Genomic DNA, 19,226 nt, shown 5'->3' with positions numbered 1-19,226 from the left:
GTGAAAACAGAACGCACCAGGTGGCGACAAAAGCGGCCAATAAACTGGGAATCCATGACATGAGCGGGAATGTCTGGGAGTGGGTCGAGGATGCCAGGGCACCCTACACCAGTTCGTCGCAGAAGAATCCTCTGAACGATAAAGGATTTACACGCATACTCCGTGGAGGTGCATGGGACTTCATTGCCAATTATGCGCATTGTGTCCATCGCTACGACGCGCCACCCGACATGCGCAGCTTCGACATCGGTGCCCGACTTGCCAGGAGTCTTTGATTTTTTTGACTGTTCCAGGCCAGGGTTGCGCGGGTTGATGTGGGGATTTGGAGCGGGTCTGTAAGCCGGGTTTTGTCTCCCGGTCGCGCTCCCCGTCACGACCGGTATGACCGTCATTCCTCTACGATGGTCGTTACCGACCACCTCCAGCGACCGACCCGGGGAGTGGATGGGCCACCCATGGTCTCCCCCTATTTGGTCTTGCTCCAGGTGGGGTTTTCCGTGCCGCCTTCCGTTACCGGATGGCGCGGTGCGCTCTTACCGCACCCTTTCACCCTTGCCGGCGGAAATGGCTTCCTGGCCGGCGGTCTGCTCTCTGTGGCACTTTCCCTGGGGTTGCCCCCGCCGGGTGTTACCCGGCACCCTGCCCTGCGGAGCCCGGACTTTCCTCCCGTACCCGGTCCAGCCAACATCAGCCACACCGACTACCAGCGACGGTCCAACCCGCTCCAAACAGATCAACCCCGGATCCGGCACGGCATTCACCGTCCAGTTCCGAAGTTGTCCCGCCGGCCAGTGTAGGGCGTTCCCTTGCCTGAGACAAGAGAGGACCCTTTCCATGACCTCCAATCAGATCATGTAATTTATTGATATGAATCAGTTTTAATTATTTTTTTCGCTGATTGCGTGAAGGAATTTTCAATTTTCACCGACCAACAGTTGGATGGAAAATCTGAAGGTGGATCCTGGATTTGATTTGCCATAAATAGGACACTGTTATATTCTCTATTCTGTAACGAATGGGATATTCCCGCCAGGCTGGTCTTGGCGATCCCGCAGAATGAACAAGGCTTCCCTTCATTTTTGTAAACTCCAGGGGTTTATTGGCCGTTTACCTCAGTGTATGGATTCCCATGATCAATTTGAACCAGCCAATGCCGAAGTTTTTCTTGAGGATGATAACTATCCTCGGGTTAGGAATTCAATTGCTTATACTATCAACAAACATCGTGTCAGGATCGCCTGACAAATCGCATGGAGTCGCGCACACTGCCGATGAGCGTAAAATTTGTGATGTAGTTATTTCCCATTTCAACAATGGGTCGATTGTGAATGACCTTGTGCGTATGAATGAGAAGGTTAGCCTCGAAACTCTGAAAAAAATACCAGATTTTTTTAACCACAAAACGACAGAATCGTTTTTTAGTATTAGTATGCTTGAAGGATATTGGAATCTTGACTTGAATGGAGATGGCGTAAACGAACATGTGGCGATTATATCTGATGGTACTGCTCACTATCCAGGCATTTATATCAGATCGCAACAGCAGCATGCTTCCCTGGAGGGATTAGATTCGTTGTTCAGAGATGAACAGCCAGATTTCAATCTCATCAGTATCAATGGAGAATATTATTTTATTGCAAGCCATCATATGAGTGATCTTGGAAGTTTGTGGCGTTTTTCAAAGGCGGGGGAGTTTGAAAAAGTCCCTTGCTCGTTCTTAAATAAGAACGGCTCCGTTGTTGTGACTGAACAAGGGAGGCATCTGGATGTTTGTAAAGCAGTTGCAAACGAAGGCGTGAAACCTTTAAATTACATTAAATTTACACAGGATCCCGGAAATATAGAATTTCTTTATGACAACATTGATCCCCATTTTTACTACATCGGTAAGATGGCGAAAATCGATATAAACAATGACGGTCGTGAGGAAGACGTTATCAGTATCAGTGGTGATAGTTCCGCCGGTCGTGGTTGCACAGGGAGCCATTTCGCTGTCGTTGAAAATTCGCCTCCGGAAATTACTAAAACAGCATTAAATGACTTGTTGCTTGTCGAGATCGGAGGAGGCTCTCCATGTGGGGTACATGCTAAAATTTTCGTCTTTAATGGAGAGACGTACATCGACTCAAAAGAAAAGATCTCAACAATAACTGACAGGCGGGTTTACAAAATTAACGGGGATAATACGGATTTCATGTGCAGATTTCTGATTCCGACAATATACTGATCCAGGAAGCCGGTTGTGAAGTGGTGATCAGTGAAGATTTCCAACACGGACGCCTGCTTGAGGGCGTCAGGTTCCAGAATCCGTTTCTATCGTAGTCCAGATTGGGAAAGACCGGTATTTCGTTCGATTTGAACAGCCCGTACCGGTTCTGACAGAATACCAACCAGGTTGATTGATTTTCCAGGGAGTGACTTAACCCATGTTCAAGGTCAACGAATATTTTTCCGGCAAGGTCAAATCCATTGCTTTCCAGGGGCCCAGCCTTCCCTCCACGGTTGGGGTGATGGCACCCGGGGAGTATGAATTCGGCACCAGCCAAAAAGAGACCATGACCGTCATCAGCGGTGCCCTGACCGTTAAACTCCCGGGGCGCTCTGCCTGGGAAACGTTTCAGTCAGGACAATCGTTCGTGGTCGCAGCCCAGCAAAAATTTCAACTTCAGGTTGCAACAGATACCGCCTATCTGTGTACTTACGAATAATTTTTTTCCCAGCGCCACCGAAACGGCACAGACAGCAGAAAATTCCGGCCATGCGAAGGGTGGCTTGCGGGGGATTTCTGGGTTACCATGCACGGCTTGGCAACCCGATGGTGGTTGACCATGCGGCGATTGTTTTTTATGGTCTTGCTGGCCGTTGACAGGATTGGATCATCCGGTGCGTGCTTCCCTGGTCAAGAAATCTGCCCCATGATCGAACTGGTGTTGGGAGGGGCACGTTCTGGAAAGAGCCAATACGCGGAAGAGTTGGCCATGAAGAGTGGTCTGTCCGTCACCTATGTGGCGACCGCGCAGGCCAGGGATGCTGAAATGGTTGCCCGTATCACGCATCACCAGAAACGACGGCCAGCCACATGGCATCTGGCTGAAGTGTCCAGCAACCTGGCTCCCCATCTGGCCCGGCTTGCCGCCCCGGATCGTTTTCTGTTGGTGGATTGCCTGACCCTCTGGCTGGCCAATCTCCTGGATGGCGATGATCTCAGCCTCTGGGAAGCGGAACGCTTGAATTTATTGGCCACATTGCCAACGCTTCCCGGTACGGTGGTTCTGGTCAGCAACGAAACCGGCCTGGGTGTGGTCCCCATGGGACGCCTGACACGACAATTTATCGATGAAGCCGGAAGGTTACACCAGGATCTGGCCCGCTTGTGTCACCGGGTCACCTTTCTGGTGGCAGGACTTCCCTTATGCTTGAAAGGTGCTGAACCGTGACTCAATCCTGGTGGTTGTCCCCTGCACGTCCCCTCTCGGAATCCGCACGCCAAAAAGCCTTGCAGAGGCTGGATCAATTGACGAAGCCTCGGGGATCTTTGGGTCTGCTGGAAGAACTGGTGGCCCACCTGGCCGCCATGCAGGATACCCCGATCCCCATGATCGAACCGGGTTGGATTTCCGTTTTTGCTGCGGACCATGGTGTGGCACGGGCGGGAGTTTCCGCCTACCCGCAATCGGTCACGGTCGAAATGATCCGCAATTTTTCCCGGGGAGGTGCCGCCATCACGGTTCTGGCCCGGCAACAAGGGATTCCCTTCGAGGTGGTGGATGTGGGAGCGGTGACCGATCCGGGTCCCTTGCCCTGGGTCGTCAGCAATCGGGTGGGTGAAGGGACCGCCGATTTCCGGTTTGAGCCGGCCATGACCCCGAATCAACTCTACAATGCCCTGGATGCCGGTCGGGCTGCCGTGAAGCGTGCCCTGGCGGCAGGGAGTCGTTTGTTCATAGGCGGTGAAATGGGGATTGGCAACACCACGGCATCGGCGGCAATCACGGTGGCCTTGCTGGGGCTGCCCCCCGAATCGGTCGCCGGTCCCGGGACCGGTATCGACGAGGCCGGCATGGCCCGCAAGGCGGCCATCATCCAGGAGGCATGGACCCAGAATGAAATGTATCTGACCTCACCCCTGGAAATATTGCGCTGCCTGGGAGGATTTGAAATCGCAGCCCTGTGTGGGGCCTATATCTATTGTGCGCAAAAAGGCCTGCCGGTTCTTGTCGATGGCGTCATCTGCACGGCGGCGGCCCTGGTGGTCATTACCCTGCACCCCGCCATGAAGGATTGGATGATCTTCACTCATCGCTCTTCCGAACCCGGTCAACTTCCCATCCTGCGCATGATCGCCAAACATCCCCTCCTGGATCTGCAAATGCGCCTCGGTGAAGGTTCTGGTGCCGCCATTGCCTATGCAACCCTGCGTCTGGCTTGTGCTATGCAACAGGATATGGCCACTTTTGAGGAAGCCTCCGTCAGTCGGGAGTCGGCTGCCCATGAATAGCCCCGGAGATCCCGCCGCCACCCGTATCGACCTGTTGCGGCATGGTGAACCATCCGGCGGGGAGCGCTATCGGGGGACCCTGGATGACCCCTTGAGCGACACCGGCTGGCGGCAAATGCGGCAAGCCATCATTGGCCATCCCCCCTGGACCCATATCGTGTCATCTCCCCTGCGCCGCTGTACCGAGTTTGCCCGGGAAGTTGCCGATGATCTGGGGCTTGCCGTCCAGGTCGATGAACGGTTCCGGGAAATGTCCTTTGGTCGCTGGGAAGGACGTACCGCCGCCGATATCATGGCCACCGAAGCCGAGCATCTGGCCAATTTTTGGCGGGATCCCCTCAACCATCCCCCACCTGATGGCGAGCATCTGACCCATTTTCGCGACCGGGTGGAACAGGCCTGGAATGACCTGACCCGCATCAAGGGACATCGACATGTTCTGGTGGTGGTGCATGGTGGGGTGATCCGGGTCATCATGGGAGTGGTTCTGGTCATGCCTTTGGAACACCTGTCGCGTCTGGTGGTTCCTTATGCATGTGTGACGCGCATCACGGCTGATCAGGTGGCAGGTCAACCCCTGCCGCGACTGGTCTCCCACAGCGCCACCTTTTGATCTGCACCGGCCAGTAATCATGACAGTGGTCGGTCATGTTCGGTGTCTGGCTTCGAAAGCGGGTGCCTGTTTGCCGATTGTCGCCCATCCACAGCGTCGCCTCTCGACCTGTATCGGCCCAGGATCATGACAGCAGTCGGTCGTGCCTGGAACCTCGCTTTGGGGCTGCTCACCCGTTTGCCGACAGCCGCCGTTCCGACACCGGTTTCAGGTGTGGATCTGGGACGTTCGGTCCTGTTCTATCCCCTGGCAGGCTTGCTGGTGGGGGTGGGAATGGTCGGTGTGGCCATGGCAACACACTTTGCCGGGGTGGTGATGCAGTCCGCCCTGGTCCTGGTTGCCTGGGTTGCGCTGACCGGTGCCCTGCATCTGGACGGTCTGGCCGATTGGGCGGATGCCGCCGTGGGTGGCATGGGCAGCCGGCAACGTACCCTGGAAATCATGAAAGACCCCCGCAGCGGTCCGGCGGCCATAACAGTCCTGACCCTGCTTCTCATCCTGAAATGGGCTGCCTTGCAGACGTTTTTGCAGCAGAACTTTTCCAGTTGGTGGCTTCTGGCCGTTGTTCCCGCACTGGGGCGTGCGGTCCTGGTGGCCTTGTTCCGCACCACTCCTTATGCCAACCCCCACGGCATGGCCGCCGAAGCCGCCCAGCATTTTCCCCAAATGACAGCCAATTGGGTTTTGCTGCTGATTGCTCTCCTGACGACGGCCATTCAGCCCTTTCCCCTGGGCCTTTTGTTGCTGATTGTGGCTGGAGCGACCTTTGTGGTCATGCGTCGAATATTCATGCAGCGCGTACAAGGATTTACCGGGGACATGGCCGGTGCCTTGTGCGAAACCACCGAAACCACCCTCCTGATCCTCCTGGCCTGGTGGAGTGCCATCCATCCATCGATCTGTCTGCCCCAGGTGTGAGCCATCCATTGTGGTTGCCGTCCTGGTCAGACAACCTCAAACAGATCAAATCTGCCCGGAATGTTTTTGATATCCACAATCTCTCCGGCTGGGTGGATCCGGATGGCATCCCGGATGCGCAGGGCCGTGGATTGGGAGAGTAGAATTTGTCCAGGTTGGGCACGGGATTCGATACGACTGGCCAGGTTGACGGGAGGACCCAGTGCCGTAAATTGATCCCGAAAACGGGTGCCGACATTGCCCACGATTACGTCGCCGGTATGAATACCACACCCCAGACCGATATCAATTTTGTCCGCCACATAGAGGTTCCATTCGGGGATCCAACGTTCCAGGAGTTCAGGAAATTCCAGGCGAAATTTTTGTGCGGTCCGGACAGCCTGAAGGGCGTCATTATAAAGAGTTGTGGCAGGGTTTATTGGATCATGCAATGGACTGGTTTGCTTGTTTCGAGATACACTCATTTCACTGACGGGTCAGGATTGACAAAACGGATGCCGGAAAGTCTGGAGCGGTTGGTGATTATGGAGGAGCAGTCATGAAAGATATCCGCTGGAAACAGCGTTTTGATAACTTTGACCGGGCCTTTGTTTTGCTGCGGGAAGTTCAGGAACAGGGCATGGACTCGCTTTCCCGGTTGGAAAAGGAGGGAGCGATTCAGCGTTTCGAGTTTGTCTTTGAAATGGCCTGGAAGACCCTCAAAGACTACCTGGAAGAACAGGGGGTTGTCTTCAAGGAAGCCTCCCCGCGCAAAGTGATCAAGGAGGCTTTTTCCGTTGGTATTCTGGAGGATGCGCAGGTTTGGATGGAGATGTTGCAACATCGGAATCTGCTTTCCCACACGTATGACTCCAAAACCTTTGATGCGGCGCTCAGGGAGGTTGCTGACCGTTATTTTCCGGCCTTTGATCGTTTGCATGAGTTTTTCCTGATGCGATCGGTGGAAGATGCGTGACACGGGCCTGAGTCAACGGGAATTGGCCTGGATGCAGGCGGTTTTCCGGGGGATTCCGGAAATACGTGCCGTGGTTGTGTTTGGTTCCCGTGCCAAGGGGAACTATCGGCCCCAGTCGGATGTGGATTTGGTTTTGGTAGGTGTCGCGGATGAACTTAGGGCGGAAACGGTGGCCGATGCGCTGGACCAGTTGCCCATGCCATGCAAGTTTGATGTCAAAGCCGGCGACAGCATCCGTTATCCGCCATTGTTGGAACAGATCCGCCGGGTGGGGGTGACCATTTACCAGCGCGAGGAGAATGGAGCGCAGCAGCTTGAAGATCGCGATCCTGTTGTGCTTGATGCTCTTTGGGGATTGCAGGCTTTGCAACCTGCACCTGCCCGGAGTGATCAGCAGCGGGATTCAGGTTTGTGATGCCAGAAAGGTGGTGGAGGCCATGACAGGAGCATTCTTGCGGATTCTGAAAAGCGTTATCTGGAGAAATTATTTCATGCGGAGTAACAGGGAGCGATGACGATGGGTACCACACATGTCATGGTTGAGATAAAAAATCTGGCCGCCGATCAACCACCCTATAAAGACAATTTTTTGGTCGATACAGGAGCCATTCACTGTCTGGCTGCTGCGTCGCATCTGCGCAAGGCCGGTATTGGTGAGGAAGGCAGGGCCACCTGTGAGTTGGCGGATGGCAGCCGGAGCGAATTTTCCTATGGATTTGCCAGAATTTTGTTCATGGGCATGGAAACGGTCGCCCAGGTGATTTTTGGACCAGAAGGGTGTGAACCCCTGTTGGGTGTTGTGGCCCTGGAAAATACAGGTGTCGGTGTTGATCCGGTCACGCAGTCACTCCGACGCTTGTCCGCCATTTCGTTGAAATGAAAGACAGAATGTCGAGGGAATGCCCCCGTTCCCATGGCTGGATCGAAAGATGACGTATCCTGACCGACGCAGCCAAAAAAGAAGGAGCCTGAGGGCAAAGAAAAAACAATGAACCGCAGGGGCGTTTGGCGATATCATGGGCGGAGATGGTGGATGTGACGTACAACGCTGTGGAGGGAGAACCGGTGCAGGAAGGAGCCAGCATCTGCGGTCAAGTCGCGCAAGGAGTCCTGGATATCTGTCCGGGTCCGTGCATGGCGGCGGACAAAGATCCCGCAAGATACCATGTTCCGGTGATGGCCACGGAGGTATTGACGGCACTGGTACCACAGCACGAGGGGATCGGGGAGGGGGTCCATGTGGATGCCACCTTTGGGGGAGGTGGACACAGTGCCTGCCTGTTGACCGCAACAGCCCCAGCCGGACGGGTAATCGCCCTGGATCGGGATCCGGAAGCCATTGCCCATGGGTCTGAAGCTGTGCAAAGCTGGCAGGGACGGCTGACGCTGCTCCATGGCAACTTTGGCCAATTGGCGGAACATTTGCGGGGTTTGGGGATCAGGCAGGTGGATGGGATTGTGTTCGATCTGGGAGTCTCTTCCCGGCAGTTGGATATACCGGAGCGCGGTTTTTCCTTCCAGACGGATGGCCCCCTGGATATGCGCATGAATCCTGCCCGGGGTGCCTCTGCCGCCGATCTGGTCAACCGCCTGGGCCAGGACGAACTGGCCGATCTGGTGTTCCGGAATGGGGAAGAACGATATGCCCGGCGGGTGGCACGCGCCATCATCGCGGCCCGTCGTCAGACACCATTGACCACCACGCGCCAGTTGGCGAAACTCCTGGAGCGGACGGTACCGGGCAAACGGGGCGATATTCATCCGGCAACACGGACTTTCCAGGCCCTGCGTATTGCCGTCAACGATGAACTGGGAGAACTCCGCTCGGGATTGGTCTCTGGATTGGCCTGCCTCAAACCCGGCGGGCGCATGGCCGTTATCAGTTTTCACTCATTGGAGGATCGTCTGGTCAAGGAAACCTTTCGCCAGGGTGCCCGGCCATCCCATGTGGGAGATCCGAAATTGCCGCCACCCCTCACCAGCGTGGTCCCGGAACCAACCGTGCGCCTGATCACCCGCAAACCGTGGTTGCCCACCGCCGCCGAAGTCCAAAAAAATCCGCGTGCCCGCAGTGCCCGGATGCGCGTGGCCGAGCGGTTGCCGACCAGGATGGATCGACCATGAAGCCCTGCTGGTTGTTGTCGATATCTTGGGCCGTTCTGTTGCCAACCATGAGGAACCGGCCATGAAGCCTTTTTGGTTGCTGTCGGTATTTCTGGCCGTTCTGTTGGCGGTTTCAGCTGCGGCAACGGTGGCCTCGCGCAACTTGATGCTGGCCGCCCATCGCACCCTGGATGCAGCCCAGAAGGAGCGCTTGCGTCTCCTGGATGAAGAGCAGGCTTTGCAGGTAGAATGGGTCTATCGAACCGGATTGAATACCGTGGAACGTCGGGCACGCCAGGAGTTGGGCATGGAACCCCCGCGTCCCGATCAGTGGCGGGTCTGGCGCCAGGATGATCCATGAAATTCAGCAAATCCAAAGATAATGCCTCCGCACGACCACCGGCCACCATTCGGAAACCGAAGTTTACGTTTTCTTTTGGTCGCAAGGGCAAGCCTGCTCCGCGTCCGGCCCCGACGCCTGCCCCGCGTCCAGCCCCGGCACCCGTGCGACCCAGGCGTGCCGTCCGGCCACCCGCAGCATCGTCGGGTGGACGCGCCGGTATTTTGGCCCGGTTGCCCAATCCGCTCGTTCCCCGCGACAGCGAAGCCCATTTTCAGAGTCGCATGCGGTTTGTTGTGGGGACGTTTCTCCTGAGCTTTGCCCTTCTGGCCATCCGTGCCCTGGATCTGACCATCCTTCAGGGAGATACCCTGCGGGAACGGGCAGAAAGCCAGCACAAGAAAAAAGTGGCCATACCCGGTGTGCGCGGTCGTATCCTGGATCGCCATGGCCGAACCATGGCCACCAGTCTGCCGGTGAAAACCGTCTCGCTGGATCGGGATCGCATGGGTGATCCGGTCGAAATGGCCCGCTGGTTGGGACCCCTCCTGGATATGCCCGCTGATGTCCTGGAAAAACGGTTGCGCCGGGCGCGACCAGGAAGCTATCCCGTCTTGAAGCGCCGCATCTCTCCGGATGTCGTCGAAAAAATCCAGACCATGGAAGAGTCCCTGATGCGGGAAAAGGCCGCACGAACCGATGAAGAGCCGGAAGGACCGGCACTGTTTTTCGTGCCGGAAGTGCAGCGTTTTTATCCACTGGGGGAGCTGATCGCGCATGTTATCGGCTTTGTGGATTTTGATGGTCTTGGCGTGGAAGGATTGGAACGCTCATTCGAAACCGTGCTGCGTGGCAGACCGGGCAGCCGCATCATTGTCCGGGATCGTTTGGGGCGTCCCATGCCCCAGGCCCAAACCCTCGAAGTGGCACAACCTGGAACCGATCTCGTATTGACCATCGACACGACCATCCAATACGTGGCCTATCGCGCCCTGCTCAAGGCCATGACCCGTACCAAGTCGAAATCCGGCCTGGTCGTGGTCCTGGACCCTGACAATGGCGATGTTCTGGCCATGGTCAACCAGCCTGGCTTCAACCCGAACAATCTGGCCGACAGCGAACCAAAAGATCGCCGCAATCGGGTTGTCATGGATGCCTTTGAACCGGGTTCCACCTTCAAGGTATTTACCGTTGCCGCAGCCCTGGATATGGGTGTGGTGCGTCCCGATACCCTCATTGACGTCGAAGGCGGTACAATCATCGTGGGGGGGCGACGCATCCGGGATACCCATAAAAAAAATCAGTTGCTCAGCGTGTCGCAAATCCTGCAAAAAAGTTCCAACGTCGGTGCCGCCAAAATCGGGTTGTCCGTTGGCAACGAACGCCAGGAACCCTATCTGTATCGCTTCGGTTTTGCCCGTCCCACCGGTATCGAACTCGATTATGAAGCCAGCGGTCGTTTTCCGGATATCAAACACTATGTGCGGGTGGGGCTTGCCAACCGATCTTTCGGTCAGGGCATCAGCACCACGCCGATTCAGTTGAGTGCCGCCGCCGCTGCTGTCGTCAATGGCGGCTTGCTCCATCAACCCCATCTCGCGGCCGGTCGAGTCATCAACGGTCGGTTGGTGCCACAAAAACGTAACCCTCCGACACAGGTGATCTCCGAAGCGACATCCCAGATCATGCGTAAAATTCTGGTAGGTGTGGTGGGACCGGATGGAACCGCCCCCCAGGCTGCGGTGGATGGCTACGTGTCAGCCGGCAAGACCGGAACGGCCCAAAAAGCCTCTCCCACCGGGGGATATGCCGCCGGGCGCTATTTTTCGTCCTTTTTCGGTTTTGTACCGGCGGACCACCCGCGTCTGCTGATCTATGTGGGTCTGGATGAACCCCAGGGACAATACTATGGAGGTGTCGTCGCGGCACCTGTCTTCAAGGAGATCGCCCAGGAAGTGCTGCCTTTGCTGGCAGTGTTGCCGGAAATCCCCAAAAATGCTCCCATGCCCCCCATTGCCGGGCATGTCTTCAATCCCGATCAGTCCAAGGATCAACAACCCGCTACGGACAGCCTGATCAATATGAGTCTGTGGCAGGCATTGGAAGTGATTTCCGAAAAGGGCATCGTTCCCCAGGTGCAAGGTTCCGGGCAGGTGGTGCGGCAGGTGACGCTTCCCGATGGGGGAATCCGTCTGGAGCTGCAATGAGTCCAACAAGTCGGAAGCCGGTGACGCACTCGTTGTCAAAAGGTCATGGACTGGGGTGCCGGGCGTTGGGAGAGGGGTGTCCGGGTCTGGTATGTTCCGGGCCGGATACCGTGCCGTCCGGCATGACCGCCGACTCCCGTCAGGTCAGACCGGGGGATCTTTTTGCGGCCTTGCCGGGCAGTCGCACGGATGGCCGGCTTTTTATGGATCAGGCCTTGGCGCAGGGGGCCGTGGCCATCCTGGATGATGGCACCTGGAGTCCGGAACCGGCGGTGGCCGAGCGGGTGTGTCGGCTCGTGCATCCCGAACCGCGCCAGGCATGGGCACGGTTGGCAGCCGCTTTTTTCGGGCATCCGGCCCGTGCTTTGCGTACCGTGGGGATCACTGGCACCAATGGCAAGACCACGGTGGCGGCCATGGTGGAGTCCATCCTGACCGTGGCTGGTGAACGGGTCGGGGTTTTGGGCACGACGGGCAATCGTTGGCCCGGCATGCAGCAGGCCGCCACCATGACCACACCCAACCCCGTGACCCTGCAATCCCTGCTTTGGGACATGCAGACCGCCGGGTGTACGGCCAGCGTCATGGAAGTCTCTTCACATGCCCTGGATCAGCAGCGTGTTGCCGGAATCTGCTTTGACGTGGGGGTGTTCTTGAACCTGACCCGGGACCATCTGGATTACCATGGCAGTGAAGAGGCCTATTTTGCGGCCAAATTGCGCCTGTTCCAGAATGGCCAGACAAAACATGCCGTCATCAATCGGGATGATCCGCATGGGGCTGGCGTGGCGGGGCAGTGTCGGATGGATGGCATCCCTTTTGTCACTTTCGCTGCCGATTCTGCCACCCGGACCATCCTGACCACGGAAAAAGTCGGCCAGGATGAATGTCCATTTCGGGCAGATTCCATCACCACCGGCTGGCAGGGAACCCGTTTTCGCATGGACACGCCTGCCGGTGAACTGGAAATCAATCTGCCGGTTGCGGGTTATTTCAACGTGGCCAATGCCCTGGCAGCGGCGGCGGCGGCCTGGCAGTTGGCCCTGCCTTTGCCGGTGATCCGGGAGGGGCTGGCCCGTTTCATACCCCCTCCAGGTCGCATGCAGGTGATTGATCAGGGACAGCCTTTTGCGGTTGTGGTCGATTTTGCCCACACACCGGATGCCCTGGAACGCCTGTTGGTGACGGCCCGGCAGATGACCCCGGGGCGGCTGATTGTCCTGTTTGGTTGCGGCGGGGAACGGGACAAAACCAAGCGGGCCATGATGGGTCGCATCAGTGCCCAACGGGCCGATGTGACCATCGTGACCGATGACAATCCGCGCAGTGAACAGCCTGCCACCATTCGGCGGGCCATTCTGGATGGGGTAGCCGGGGCGGTTGCTGACCATGAACATTTTGGCCATGATCATCTTGTCGGCCATCAGCGGGGGCTTTTCAAAAACGGGGTCCAGGGGGCTGGCTCCCTGGCAGGTCCAGGACAGAGTCCTGGTGGGGTTTGGGGCGAAGCCCCAATAGATGGACGTTTTCCAAATAGCCGAAAGGATGATCAAGGCCAACATCTTTGTCTGGAAATCGGGGATCGCGACCAGGCCATTGCCCGGGCGATCACCCTGGCCAAAGCCGGGGATGCGGTCTTGCTGGCCGGCAAGGGTCACGAAACCAGCCAGATCGTCGCCGGTCAGGTCTTGCCCTTTGATGATGCCGAGGTGGCGCGGCGGCACTTGCGTCACAGAATGGATGTCCTGTCATGACGACTACCCAATCCAGTCAGGAACTTTCCATTCTGGTGATCGGTGATGTGGTCGGCAAGCCGGGTCGGCTTGTCTTGCGGCAGCATCTGGGACATGTGCGGCAAACGCTGGGGGCGGATCTGGTGGTGGCCAATGGGGAAAATGCCGCCGCCGGAATCGGCATCACCCCCGCCATCGCCGATGAATTGTTCAAATCCGGGGTGGATGTCATCACCTCGGGAAACCATATCTGGCGGTATGCGGAAATTCATGATTATCTGGCCACTCACAAGCGGCTCGTGCGACCGGCCAACTATCCCCCCGGGGTACCCGGGCAGGGCTATGTGCAGATCGACACGGCGCATGGGGTGCGGGTGGGTATCCTCAATCTCCTGGGACGGGTCTACATGGATGCAGTGGATTGTCCGTTTCAGGGGGCGGACAAACTCCTGGCCTCGGTGCGGTTGGGACGGGATGTGGATGTTCTCCTCGTTGATTTCCATGCCGAAGCCACCTCCGAAAAGGTTGCCATGGCTTGGCATCTCGATGGTCGGGTTTCGGCGGTATTGGGGACCCATACCCATATTCCCACCGCCGATCAGCGCATCATGCCGCGTGGCACCGGTTTCATCAGTGATCTTGGCATGACCGGATGCTATGATTCAATCATCGGCATGCGTGTGAACACGGTCATGCCAAAATTCATAACCCATTTGCCCAGCAAGTTGCAGCCGGCAGAGGGAACGGGTACCCTGTGCGGCTGCCTGGTACGGGTGAATGTTGCGGATGGACGGTGTCGTGCCATGCGTCCGGTACGGCGGGGACCCGGCCTCGCGGAAACCGGATTCGATTCCGGAACCTAGATGGTGGAGAATAAGACCCATGGAAAAATGGCAGAAACTTTACGAAGGCAAAGCCAAGGTACTCTTTGCCACGGATGATCCCAATCTGGTGATCCAGTATTTCAAGGATGATGCCACCGCCTTCAATGGCGAAAAACGGGGTACCATCGTTGACAAAGGCGTGGTCAACAATATGGTGTCAACCCGGTTGTTGACCATTCTGTCGGCAGTGGGTATCCCGACCCACCTGGTCAAACAGCTCGGTCCCCGGGAACAGTTGGTCCAGAAGGTGGAGATTGTTCCCGTGGAAGTGGTCGTGCGCAATCGGGCTGCCGGTTCCATGGCCAAGCGCCTGGGTCGGGAGGAGGGGGAAATTCTGCCCCGGCCCGTGGTGGAATTCTATCTGAAATCAGATGCCCTGGGCGATCCCCTGATCACCCTGGATCACATCGATGTGTTCGGTTGGGCTGCGGACGAAGAGGTCGAAAGCATCGTGGAGATGAGCCATCGCATCAACGATGCCCTGCTGGCCTACTTTGCTTCCATCAATATCCATCTTGTCGATTACAAACTGGAATTTGGCCGCCCAACCTCGGGTCATCATTCCCTGGTCCTGGCAGATGAAATTTCCCCGGACACCTGTCGTCTCTGGGACATGGCGACCGGCAAAAAGCTGGACAAGGACCGTTTTCGTCGGGATCTTGGCGGTGTCGAGGAAGCCTATCAGGAGATTGCCCGGCGCATGGGTCTGGTGGCCTGAATTCATTTCAGGTGGGGTTTTGTCAAGAAATTGCCCGGCGCATGGGTCTGGCCTGCATCACTTGCTGCTGCTGTATTCGCTGTATTTGCGGGCCTGACCCCGCACCTTGGCAGCCGGGTACTTGGCATTGTTTTTTTCCACCTTGGCCAGGGCTGCGGCCAGGGGGTCCATTTGAAACTTGTCGGCAAGCATGACGAGGTAGATCATGACATCGCCAATCTCGTCGGCCAGGGCGTCTTGTTTGGTGGCGGAAAGGGTTTGACTCTCCTCGGGGGTCAACCACTGAAACAGTTCCATCACTTCGGCACTTTCAATGCCCAGGGAGATGGCCAGATTTTTTGGGGTATGAAACTGGTCCCACTCCCGTTCCCGGGCAAACTTGCGCAGCAGAAGCCGCAAACGCTCCATATCGTTATCGAGCAGGTCGTCGTGGTCGCTGTCGAGCAGGTCCTCTTGAATCATGGCCGATAGGCTCCGTCGCGGATGTGACCTGCGGCTTTCGACCAGGTTTTCCAGTCTGGCCAGGCGGCATGTCACGGGATCAATAATCAGGCTTTATTCGCCATCTGCAATATTCGATCCAAAGCGCGACGGGAGAGGATTCGGAGCAACCAGCCGAAAAGGTGGGTGTGACGGTAAGCCTGCCGAAATCACAGTGCTTCGTTGGATGCCTTGTCATCAAATACATGTTGCAACGAGTCGGTATCCAACGCTCGATCCATCCAGACATCCAGGGTTTGGAGGTCGGCAGCAAGGATTTTTGGCTCGACCCAGGCAGGCAGGTTGGGAAAGCGACGGTTGAGGATGCGCAGCAAGACACTGGATCTTTCTTCCTGGCGGCCTTTATGGATGCCTCTGAGTTCGCCGAGCTGGACACCATCCATCCAGCCGAATTGAGAGTATTCTTTTAATTTGGCATCCCTCCAGGCTTCCATTCTGGTTTGTAACATGGTCGGCACCTTCAGTAAATCAATTGGGTGGTCAATTGCCAATTCATGCCGGCATGTCACGGGATCCATAATCAGGCTTTATTCGCCATGCGCAATATTCGATCCATAGCGCGACGGGAGAGGATCCGGAGCAACCAGCCGAAAAGGTGGGTGGGAAAGGTGACCGGATAACAGGCCTTGGGGTTGGGACTTTCCAGGGCATGGGCCACATGTTTGATGATGGCTTCCGGGGGTTTGGTAAAGCGCGTGACCGCCCCATCGGTGCGCAAGCGCTCAGCCACCCCCTGGTAAACCTCCCGGTGGGGGGATGCCGCCAAGTCGATATAACGCTCAAAATATGGCAAAGAATTCAAACGAAACCGGCTGAGAATGGGACCCGGTTGGATCAGGGCGACATGAATGCCGCTTCCCTGCAATTCCAGACGCAAGGCATGGGTCAATCCCTCCAGGGCAAATTTGCTCGCCACATAGGCCCCCCGGTAGGGCATGGCGACAAACCCCAGCACCGAACTGTTCTGGATGATGCGCCCGAATCCCTGTCGCCGCATGATGGGGATGACCCGACGGGTCAGTTCGTGGGTACCGAAGAGGTTGGTCTCAAACTGTTCCCGCAAGGCCGCAACCGGCAGGTCTTCCACAGCCCCGATCTGGGCATAGGCACCATTGTTGAAGAGGGCATCCAGGGTTCCGCCGGTCCGGGTCAGCACCCAATCCAGGGTGGCATCCATGGATTCCGCATCGCGCAGGTCCAGGTGGTGGGTTTCGATGCGTTCCGCTTCAAGGGCCTCCACGTCTTTCGGGTTACGTACCGTGGCAAAAACCCGATGTCCTCTCTGCTTCAATCCCAACGCCACCGCCCGCCCGATACCCGAGGCACAACCGGTGATCAACACATTTCTGGGGACATCCAGATGATTTTGTTGTAATGAGGTGTTTTCCATGAATGAACACGGCTCCTTTTTTGCCTCGAAAGAGCTTCAGGTTGCAGGTAACTTGCTTGAAGAACTTATTCTCCAGAGTTTTTTTTATTATCTATTTGTGGAATAGACTATTTTTACACAAATATGCTTTTTGTTTATTGTTCATTATTAAAAAAACAATCAATTTCTTGTTTAACCAAAATGGCATCTTTTTTGTGTTGTCCGTTTTCTGTTTCTAAAAATAATAATTTCACAACGTTGTTGTCAAATATTGTTTCTATGAAAAATTTAGTTGCTATATCGTCTGATAATTTAATAGCATTTTTTTCAATTATTCGGTAAATATTTATATTATATAATCTTTCAAGAACGAAAGCAGAACGCCAAGCAGGTTTCCATCCAGATGAATAATCTAAAGATGCTATGAGCGGAAGGATGATTTTCTCGTTGTTTGTGTTGTAAGGCACCCATTTTCCCCATTCTCCACCCATCCCATTCTGAATTGCGCAACGTAGTAAAAAAGCATTTTCGTTGTTTCCGAGTTCAACTATTAAATTTGAACGATATTTATTAATTTTCAAAAAATCATCATACTTGATTAGTGTTCCTCCCCGGGCTAAATAATTATATTCCACCCATCTTTTTGTTCTGTCGCAAATATCATTTATTAATTCGGATAATTGAAAATTTAATCCAAGAAATTGTTTGCATATAAATTGAGACTCTGGCCGTTCCAAAATGTTTAATATTTCTGTTTGCTCTATTACTATAAGTTTCCAGCCAAACTTTTCAAAAATCTCCGATTCCCATTTGATCTGCGTTAGACGATTGACAATTTTTGGTGTAGCAAAGATATATTCTTGGACATTAGACCGATGACTTCTGATTCGTTTAGCATCATTGATTAGTTTATATTTTTTTGCTGTTAAAGAGCAAGATAAAGATCGTATCGTTTTGTCTGTTCCTTCGCTGGTAACCGTTAATGCATCTTCCCCAGCATCGCTATATTCAGCAGCCGCTATCAATGATGGCCATTTTGAACGAAGACAATGTATGGCAATACGTTGAAATTTAATACCATTTTTTTCTTCTATTAACACATTAAGAGCTGACTTTATTTTAAAACGTATAGTTTCCATATATTTTACAAAGTATTAAAAGTTAAAATTAACATAACATGAATTAGATTTATAAAATTTTAAATACTTACGAATCATCTGCGATATATATAGATGGAAAAGTTCTTTATTCTTTGAGTATTACCCCCATTTGTGTAATTTTTTAAGCACAATACAATGCAAATTAAATATTCGGTATATTATAATAACAATATTTCATTGGCCATTGTGTCATCAAAAACACATTGCAACGAGTCGGTGTCCAACGCCCGGTCCATCCAAACATCCAGGGTCTGGAGGTCGGCGGCGAGGATTTTTGGCTCGACCCAGGCAGGCAGGTTGGGAAAACGACGATTGAGGATGCGCAATAGGGCACTGGCTCTTTCTTTTTGGCGGCCTTTTTTTTCACCTTCATGGAGACCTCTAAGCTCGCCGATCTGAACACCATCCATCCAGCCGAATTGAGTGTACTCTTTTAATTTTGCATCTCTCCAGGCTTCCATTCTGGTTTGTAACATGGTCGGCACCTTCAGTAAATCAATTGGGTGATCAGTTGACAACGAAGTGTCGCCACTCAGAACATTCATGGCGTTCAGGATCATGGTGGCCAGGGATTGGCGCAACTCGGCAAATTCCGGATGGAATTCGAGCCATTTTATGATGGTTTCGGTCAATGTTGGCAAGTCATCCGGGGAACGGCACTGTTCAACCAGGAACACCAATGCCGACAATGAATCGCGCTGTTGCAAATCCTCGATTGGAAAACGGTTTTCGTCTATCAGGAAAAACTTGGCATCCGGTTGATATTTCCAAAGTGGCGAATCATTTGGCAAGCCAATCAAATCCCGCAAACTTACGGGTGTCAGCCAGGGAGTATCGCCGTTGTAGAGGACTACCGGGAAAAGCGGCGGAAGTGGTCCCTGGGCCGGAATGCGTTTTTCGTGCAGCAATTGCAGCCACAACAAGCACATATAGACGACCACCCTCAAGACCATCCATTGGTCTGATTTGGACTGGAACTCCAACAAGACGAGCAAGTAGACATCGGATTCCGACCGGGCAGGAATCCGCCAGATCACATCGCTGGTTCGTTTGGGTAGTCCAGGAACGTGAAATTTGGTTTTGACCGGTTCCATTTTGGCCAAATCAAGATTCTGAATCCACGGTTCTGTTACAAACTGCCGCAGCAGATCAGCCATCATGTGTGGATTTGAATAGAGTTCATGATAGATGCCATCATGGTCGGTCATGTTGAGTATTCACTTCTTG

General features: G+C 54.6%; 22 protein-coding genes and 1 other RNA gene. 16 read left to right on the top strand and 7 right to left on the bottom strand.

Going from position 1 to position 19,226, the window contains the following annotated elements; translation table 11 throughout:
- Nucleotides 1–275 (top strand): SUMF1/EgtB/PvdO family nonheme iron enzyme (locus HQL65_09330; GenBank protein ID MBF0136428.1); only part of this gene is annotated, 275 nt, incomplete at its 5' end.
- Nucleotides 276–320: 45 nt separating this feature from the next.
- Here the strand turns inward: HQL65_09330 and rnpB are convergent.
- Nucleotides 321–726: RNase P RNA component class A (gene rnpB / locus HQL65_09325), an RNA gene on the bottom strand.
- A gap of 403 nt (nt 727–1,129) precedes the next feature.
- On the opposite strand from rnpB, the gene HQL65_09320 reads away from it, so the two are divergent.
- From HQL65_09320 to HQL65_09295, 6 genes are all read left to right on the top strand, one after another.
- Entirely contained in the window at nt 1,130–2,227 is a 1,098-nt protein-coding gene (locus tag HQL65_09320; GenBank protein MBF0136427.1) for a hypothetical protein, read from the top strand.
- A gap of 199 nt (nt 2,228–2,426) precedes the next feature.
- A complete protein-coding gene (locus HQL65_09315) occupies nt 2,427–2,708 on the top strand; it encodes a pyrimidine/purine nucleoside phosphorylase (GenBank protein MBF0136426.1) in 282 nt (93 codons plus the stop codon).
- A gap of 207 nt (nt 2,709–2,915) precedes the next feature.
- Nucleotides 2,916–3,437 (top strand): bifunctional adenosylcobinamide kinase/adenosylcobinamide-phosphate guanylyltransferase, encoded by a 522-nt coding sequence (gene cobU, locus HQL65_09310; GenBank protein ID MBF0136425.1) that lies wholly within the window; start codon nt 2,916–2,918, stop codon nt 3,435–3,437.
- Nucleotides 3,434–4,498, top strand: a complete 1,065-nt coding sequence (cobT, locus tag HQL65_09305) for a nicotinate-nucleotide--dimethylbenzimidazole phosphoribosyltransferase (GenBank protein MBF0136424.1) — start codon at nt 3,434–3,436, stop codon at nt 4,496–4,498. The genes cobU and cobT overlap by 4 nt, the downstream gene beginning before the upstream one ends.
- Nucleotides 4,491–5,111: a histidine phosphatase family protein gene (locus tag HQL65_09300; protein ID MBF0136423.1), complete on the top strand. Its 621-nt coding sequence runs from the start codon at nt 4,491–4,493 to the stop codon at nt 5,109–5,111. The genes cobT and HQL65_09300 overlap by 8 nt, the downstream gene beginning before the upstream one ends.
- Nucleotides 5,112–5,237: 126 nt before the next feature.
- Nucleotides 5,238–6,029, top strand: a complete 792-nt coding sequence (locus HQL65_09295; protein ID MBF0136422.1) for an adenosylcobinamide-GDP ribazoletransferase — start codon at nt 5,238–5,240, stop codon at nt 6,027–6,029.
- A gap of 26 nt (nt 6,030–6,055) precedes the next feature.
- On the opposite strand, the gene HQL65_09290 is transcribed toward HQL65_09295, so the two are convergent.
- Nucleotides 6,056–6,460, bottom strand: coding sequence for an adenylate/guanylate cyclase domain-containing protein (locus HQL65_09290; protein ID MBF0136421.1), 405 nt, complete (start codon nt 6,458–6,460; stop codon nt 6,056–6,058).
- Between the two features lie 107 nt (nt 6,461–6,567).
- On the opposite strand from HQL65_09290, the gene HQL65_09285 reads away from it, so the two are divergent.
- The 9 genes from HQL65_09285 to HQL65_09245 all read left to right on the top strand — a co-directional run bounded on the left by HQL65_09285 (nt 6,568) and on the right by HQL65_09245 (nt 14,969).
- Nucleotides 6,568–6,984, top strand: coding sequence for a nucleotidyltransferase substrate binding protein (locus HQL65_09285; GenBank protein ID MBF0136420.1), 417 nt, complete (start codon nt 6,568–6,570; stop codon nt 6,982–6,984).
- Nucleotides 6,977–7,399 carry a nucleotidyltransferase domain-containing protein gene (locus tag HQL65_09280; GenBank protein ID MBF0136419.1) on the top strand — a complete coding sequence of 141 codons (423 nt, stop codon included), beginning with the start codon at nt 6,977–6,979 and terminating at the stop codon, nt 7,397–7,399. Before HQL65_09285 ends, HQL65_09280 begins: the two co-directional genes overlap by 8 nt.
- Nucleotides 7,400–7,501: 102 nt before the next feature.
- A complete protein-coding gene (locus HQL65_09275; GenBank protein ID MBF0136418.1) occupies nt 7,502–7,864 on the top strand; it encodes a clan AA aspartic protease in 363 nt (120 codons plus the stop codon).
- 254 nt (nt 7,865–8,118) lie between these two features.
- Nucleotides 8,119–9,108, top strand: coding sequence for a 16S rRNA (cytosine(1402)-N(4))-methyltransferase RsmH (gene rsmH, locus HQL65_09270; protein MBF0136417.1), 990 nt, complete (start codon nt 8,119–8,121; stop codon nt 9,106–9,108).
- A gap of 61 nt (nt 9,109–9,169) precedes the next feature.
- Nucleotides 9,170–9,448 carry a cell division protein FtsL gene (locus HQL65_09265; GenBank protein MBF0136416.1) on the top strand — a complete coding sequence of 93 codons (279 nt, stop codon included), beginning with the start codon at nt 9,170–9,172 and terminating at the stop codon, nt 9,446–9,448.
- Nucleotides 9,445–11,634: a penicillin-binding protein 2 gene (locus HQL65_09260; GenBank protein MBF0136415.1), complete on the top strand. Its 2,190-nt coding sequence runs from the start codon at nt 9,445–9,447 to the stop codon at nt 11,632–11,634. The genes HQL65_09265 and HQL65_09260 overlap by 4 nt, the downstream gene beginning before the upstream one ends.
- Nucleotides 11,631–13,388 carry a UDP-N-acetylmuramoyl-L-alanyl-D-glutamate--2,6-diaminopimelate ligase gene (locus HQL65_09255; protein MBF0136414.1) on the top strand — a complete coding sequence of 586 codons (1,758 nt, stop codon included), beginning with the start codon at nt 11,631–11,633 and terminating at the stop codon, nt 13,386–13,388. Before HQL65_09260 ends, HQL65_09255 begins: the two co-directional genes overlap by 4 nt.
- Nucleotides 13,385–14,230 (top strand): TIGR00282 family metallophosphoesterase, encoded by an 846-nt coding sequence (locus HQL65_09250; protein ID MBF0136413.1) that lies wholly within the window; start codon nt 13,385–13,387, stop codon nt 14,228–14,230. The genes HQL65_09255 and HQL65_09250 overlap by 4 nt, the downstream gene beginning before the upstream one ends.
- A gap of 19 nt (nt 14,231–14,249) precedes the next feature.
- A complete protein-coding gene (locus tag HQL65_09245) occupies nt 14,250–14,969 on the top strand; it encodes a phosphoribosylaminoimidazolesuccinocarboxamide synthase (protein MBF0136412.1) in 720 nt (239 codons plus the stop codon).
- A gap of 57 nt (nt 14,970–15,026) precedes the next feature.
- On the opposite strand, the gene HQL65_09240 is transcribed toward HQL65_09245, so the two are convergent.
- The 5 genes from HQL65_09240 to HQL65_09220 form a co-directional block, all read right to left on the bottom strand.
- Nucleotides 15,027–15,377: a nucleotide pyrophosphohydrolase gene (locus HQL65_09240; GenBank protein MBF0136411.1), complete on the bottom strand. Its 351-nt coding sequence runs from the start codon at nt 15,375–15,377 to the stop codon at nt 15,027–15,029.
- Between the two features lie 242 nt (nt 15,378–15,619).
- Nucleotides 15,620–15,919: a hypothetical protein gene (locus HQL65_09235; protein MBF0136410.1), complete on the bottom strand. Its 300-nt coding sequence runs from the start codon at nt 15,917–15,919 to the stop codon at nt 15,620–15,622.
- 71 nt (nt 15,920–15,990) lie between these two features.
- Nucleotides 15,991–16,860 carry an SDR family NAD(P)-dependent oxidoreductase gene (locus HQL65_09230; protein ID MBF0136409.1) on the bottom strand — a complete coding sequence of 290 codons (870 nt, stop codon included), beginning with the start codon at nt 16,858–16,860 and terminating at the stop codon, nt 15,991–15,993.
- 134 nt (nt 16,861–16,994) lie between these two features.
- The gene (locus tag HQL65_09225) at nt 16,995–17,978 is read right to left on the bottom strand and encodes a hypothetical protein (protein ID MBF0136408.1); all 984 of its coding nucleotides are present in this window, start codon (nt 17,976–17,978) and stop codon (nt 16,995–16,997) included.
- A 179-nt stretch (nt 17,979–18,157) separates the two neighbouring features.
- Nucleotides 18,158–19,207 carry an Rpn family recombination-promoting nuclease/putative transposase gene (locus tag HQL65_09220; GenBank protein MBF0136407.1) on the bottom strand — a complete coding sequence of 350 codons (1,050 nt, stop codon included), beginning with the start codon at nt 19,205–19,207 and terminating at the stop codon, nt 18,158–18,160.
- Between the last annotated feature and the right edge of the window lie 19 nt (nt 19,208–19,226).

The organism is Magnetococcales bacterium (genome assembly GCA_015228935.1).
Lineage (GTDB): Bacteria > Pseudomonadota > Magnetococcia > Magnetococcales > DC0425bin3 > HA3dbin3.
The sequence above is the reverse complement of the archived record's forward strand: the minus strand, read 5'-3'. Positions and strand labels throughout refer to the sequence as shown.

Coding starts and splice junctions, on each gene's coding strand:
- HQL65_09225 (MBF0136408.1), bottom strand. CDS start 17,978: ATGGAAACTATACGTTTTAAAATAAAGTCAGCTCTTAATGTGTTAATA.
- HQL65_09240 (MBF0136411.1), bottom strand. CDS start 15,377: ATGGAGCGTTTGCGGCTTCTGCTGCGCAAGTTTGCCCGGGAACGGGAG.
- HQL65_09235 (MBF0136410.1), bottom strand. CDS start 15,919: ATGTTACAAACCAGAATGGAAGCCTGGAGGGATGCCAAATTAAAAGAA.
- HQL65_09245 (MBF0136412.1), top strand. CDS start 14,250: ATGGAAAAATGGCAGAAACTTTACGAAGGCAAAGCCAAGGTACTCTTT.
- HQL65_09255 (MBF0136414.1), top strand. CDS start 11,631: ATGAGTCCAACAAGTCGGAAGCCGGTGACGCACTCGTTGTCAAAAGGT.
- cobU (MBF0136425.1), top strand. CDS start 2,916: ATGATCGAACTGGTGTTGGGAGGGGCACGTTCTGGAAAGAGCCAATAC.
- HQL65_09260 (MBF0136415.1), top strand. CDS start 9,445: ATGAAATTCAGCAAATCCAAAGATAATGCCTCCGCACGACCACCGGCC.
- HQL65_09275 (MBF0136418.1), top strand. CDS start 7,502: ATGGGTACCACACATGTCATGGTTGAGATAAAAAATCTGGCCGCCGAT.
- HQL65_09315 (MBF0136426.1), top strand. CDS start 2,427: ATGTTCAAGGTCAACGAATATTTTTCCGGCAAGGTCAAATCCATTGCT.
- HQL65_09250 (MBF0136413.1), top strand. CDS start 13,385: ATGACGACTACCCAATCCAGTCAGGAACTTTCCATTCTGGTGATCGGT.
- HQL65_09300 (MBF0136423.1), top strand. CDS start 4,491: ATGAATAGCCCCGGAGATCCCGCCGCCACCCGTATCGACCTGTTGCGG.
- HQL65_09320 (MBF0136427.1), top strand. CDS start 1,130: ATGATCAATTTGAACCAGCCAATGCCGAAGTTTTTCTTGAGGATGATA.
- HQL65_09230 (MBF0136409.1), bottom strand. CDS start 16,860: ATGGAAAACACCTCATTACAACAAAATCATCTGGATGTCCCCAGAAAT.
- rsmH (MBF0136417.1), top strand. CDS start 8,119: ATGGCGGCGGACAAAGATCCCGCAAGATACCATGTTCCGGTGATGGCC.
- HQL65_09295 (MBF0136422.1), top strand. CDS start 5,238: ATGACAGCAGTCGGTCGTGCCTGGAACCTCGCTTTGGGGCTGCTCACC.
- HQL65_09265 (MBF0136416.1), top strand. CDS start 9,170: ATGAAGCCTTTTTGGTTGCTGTCGGTATTTCTGGCCGTTCTGTTGGCG.
- HQL65_09285 (MBF0136420.1), top strand. CDS start 6,568: ATGAAAGATATCCGCTGGAAACAGCGTTTTGATAACTTTGACCGGGCC.
- HQL65_09280 (MBF0136419.1), top strand. CDS start 6,977: ATGCGTGACACGGGCCTGAGTCAACGGGAATTGGCCTGGATGCAGGCG.
- HQL65_09220 (MBF0136407.1), bottom strand. CDS start 19,207: ATGACCGACCATGATGGCATCTATCATGAACTCTATTCAAATCCACAC.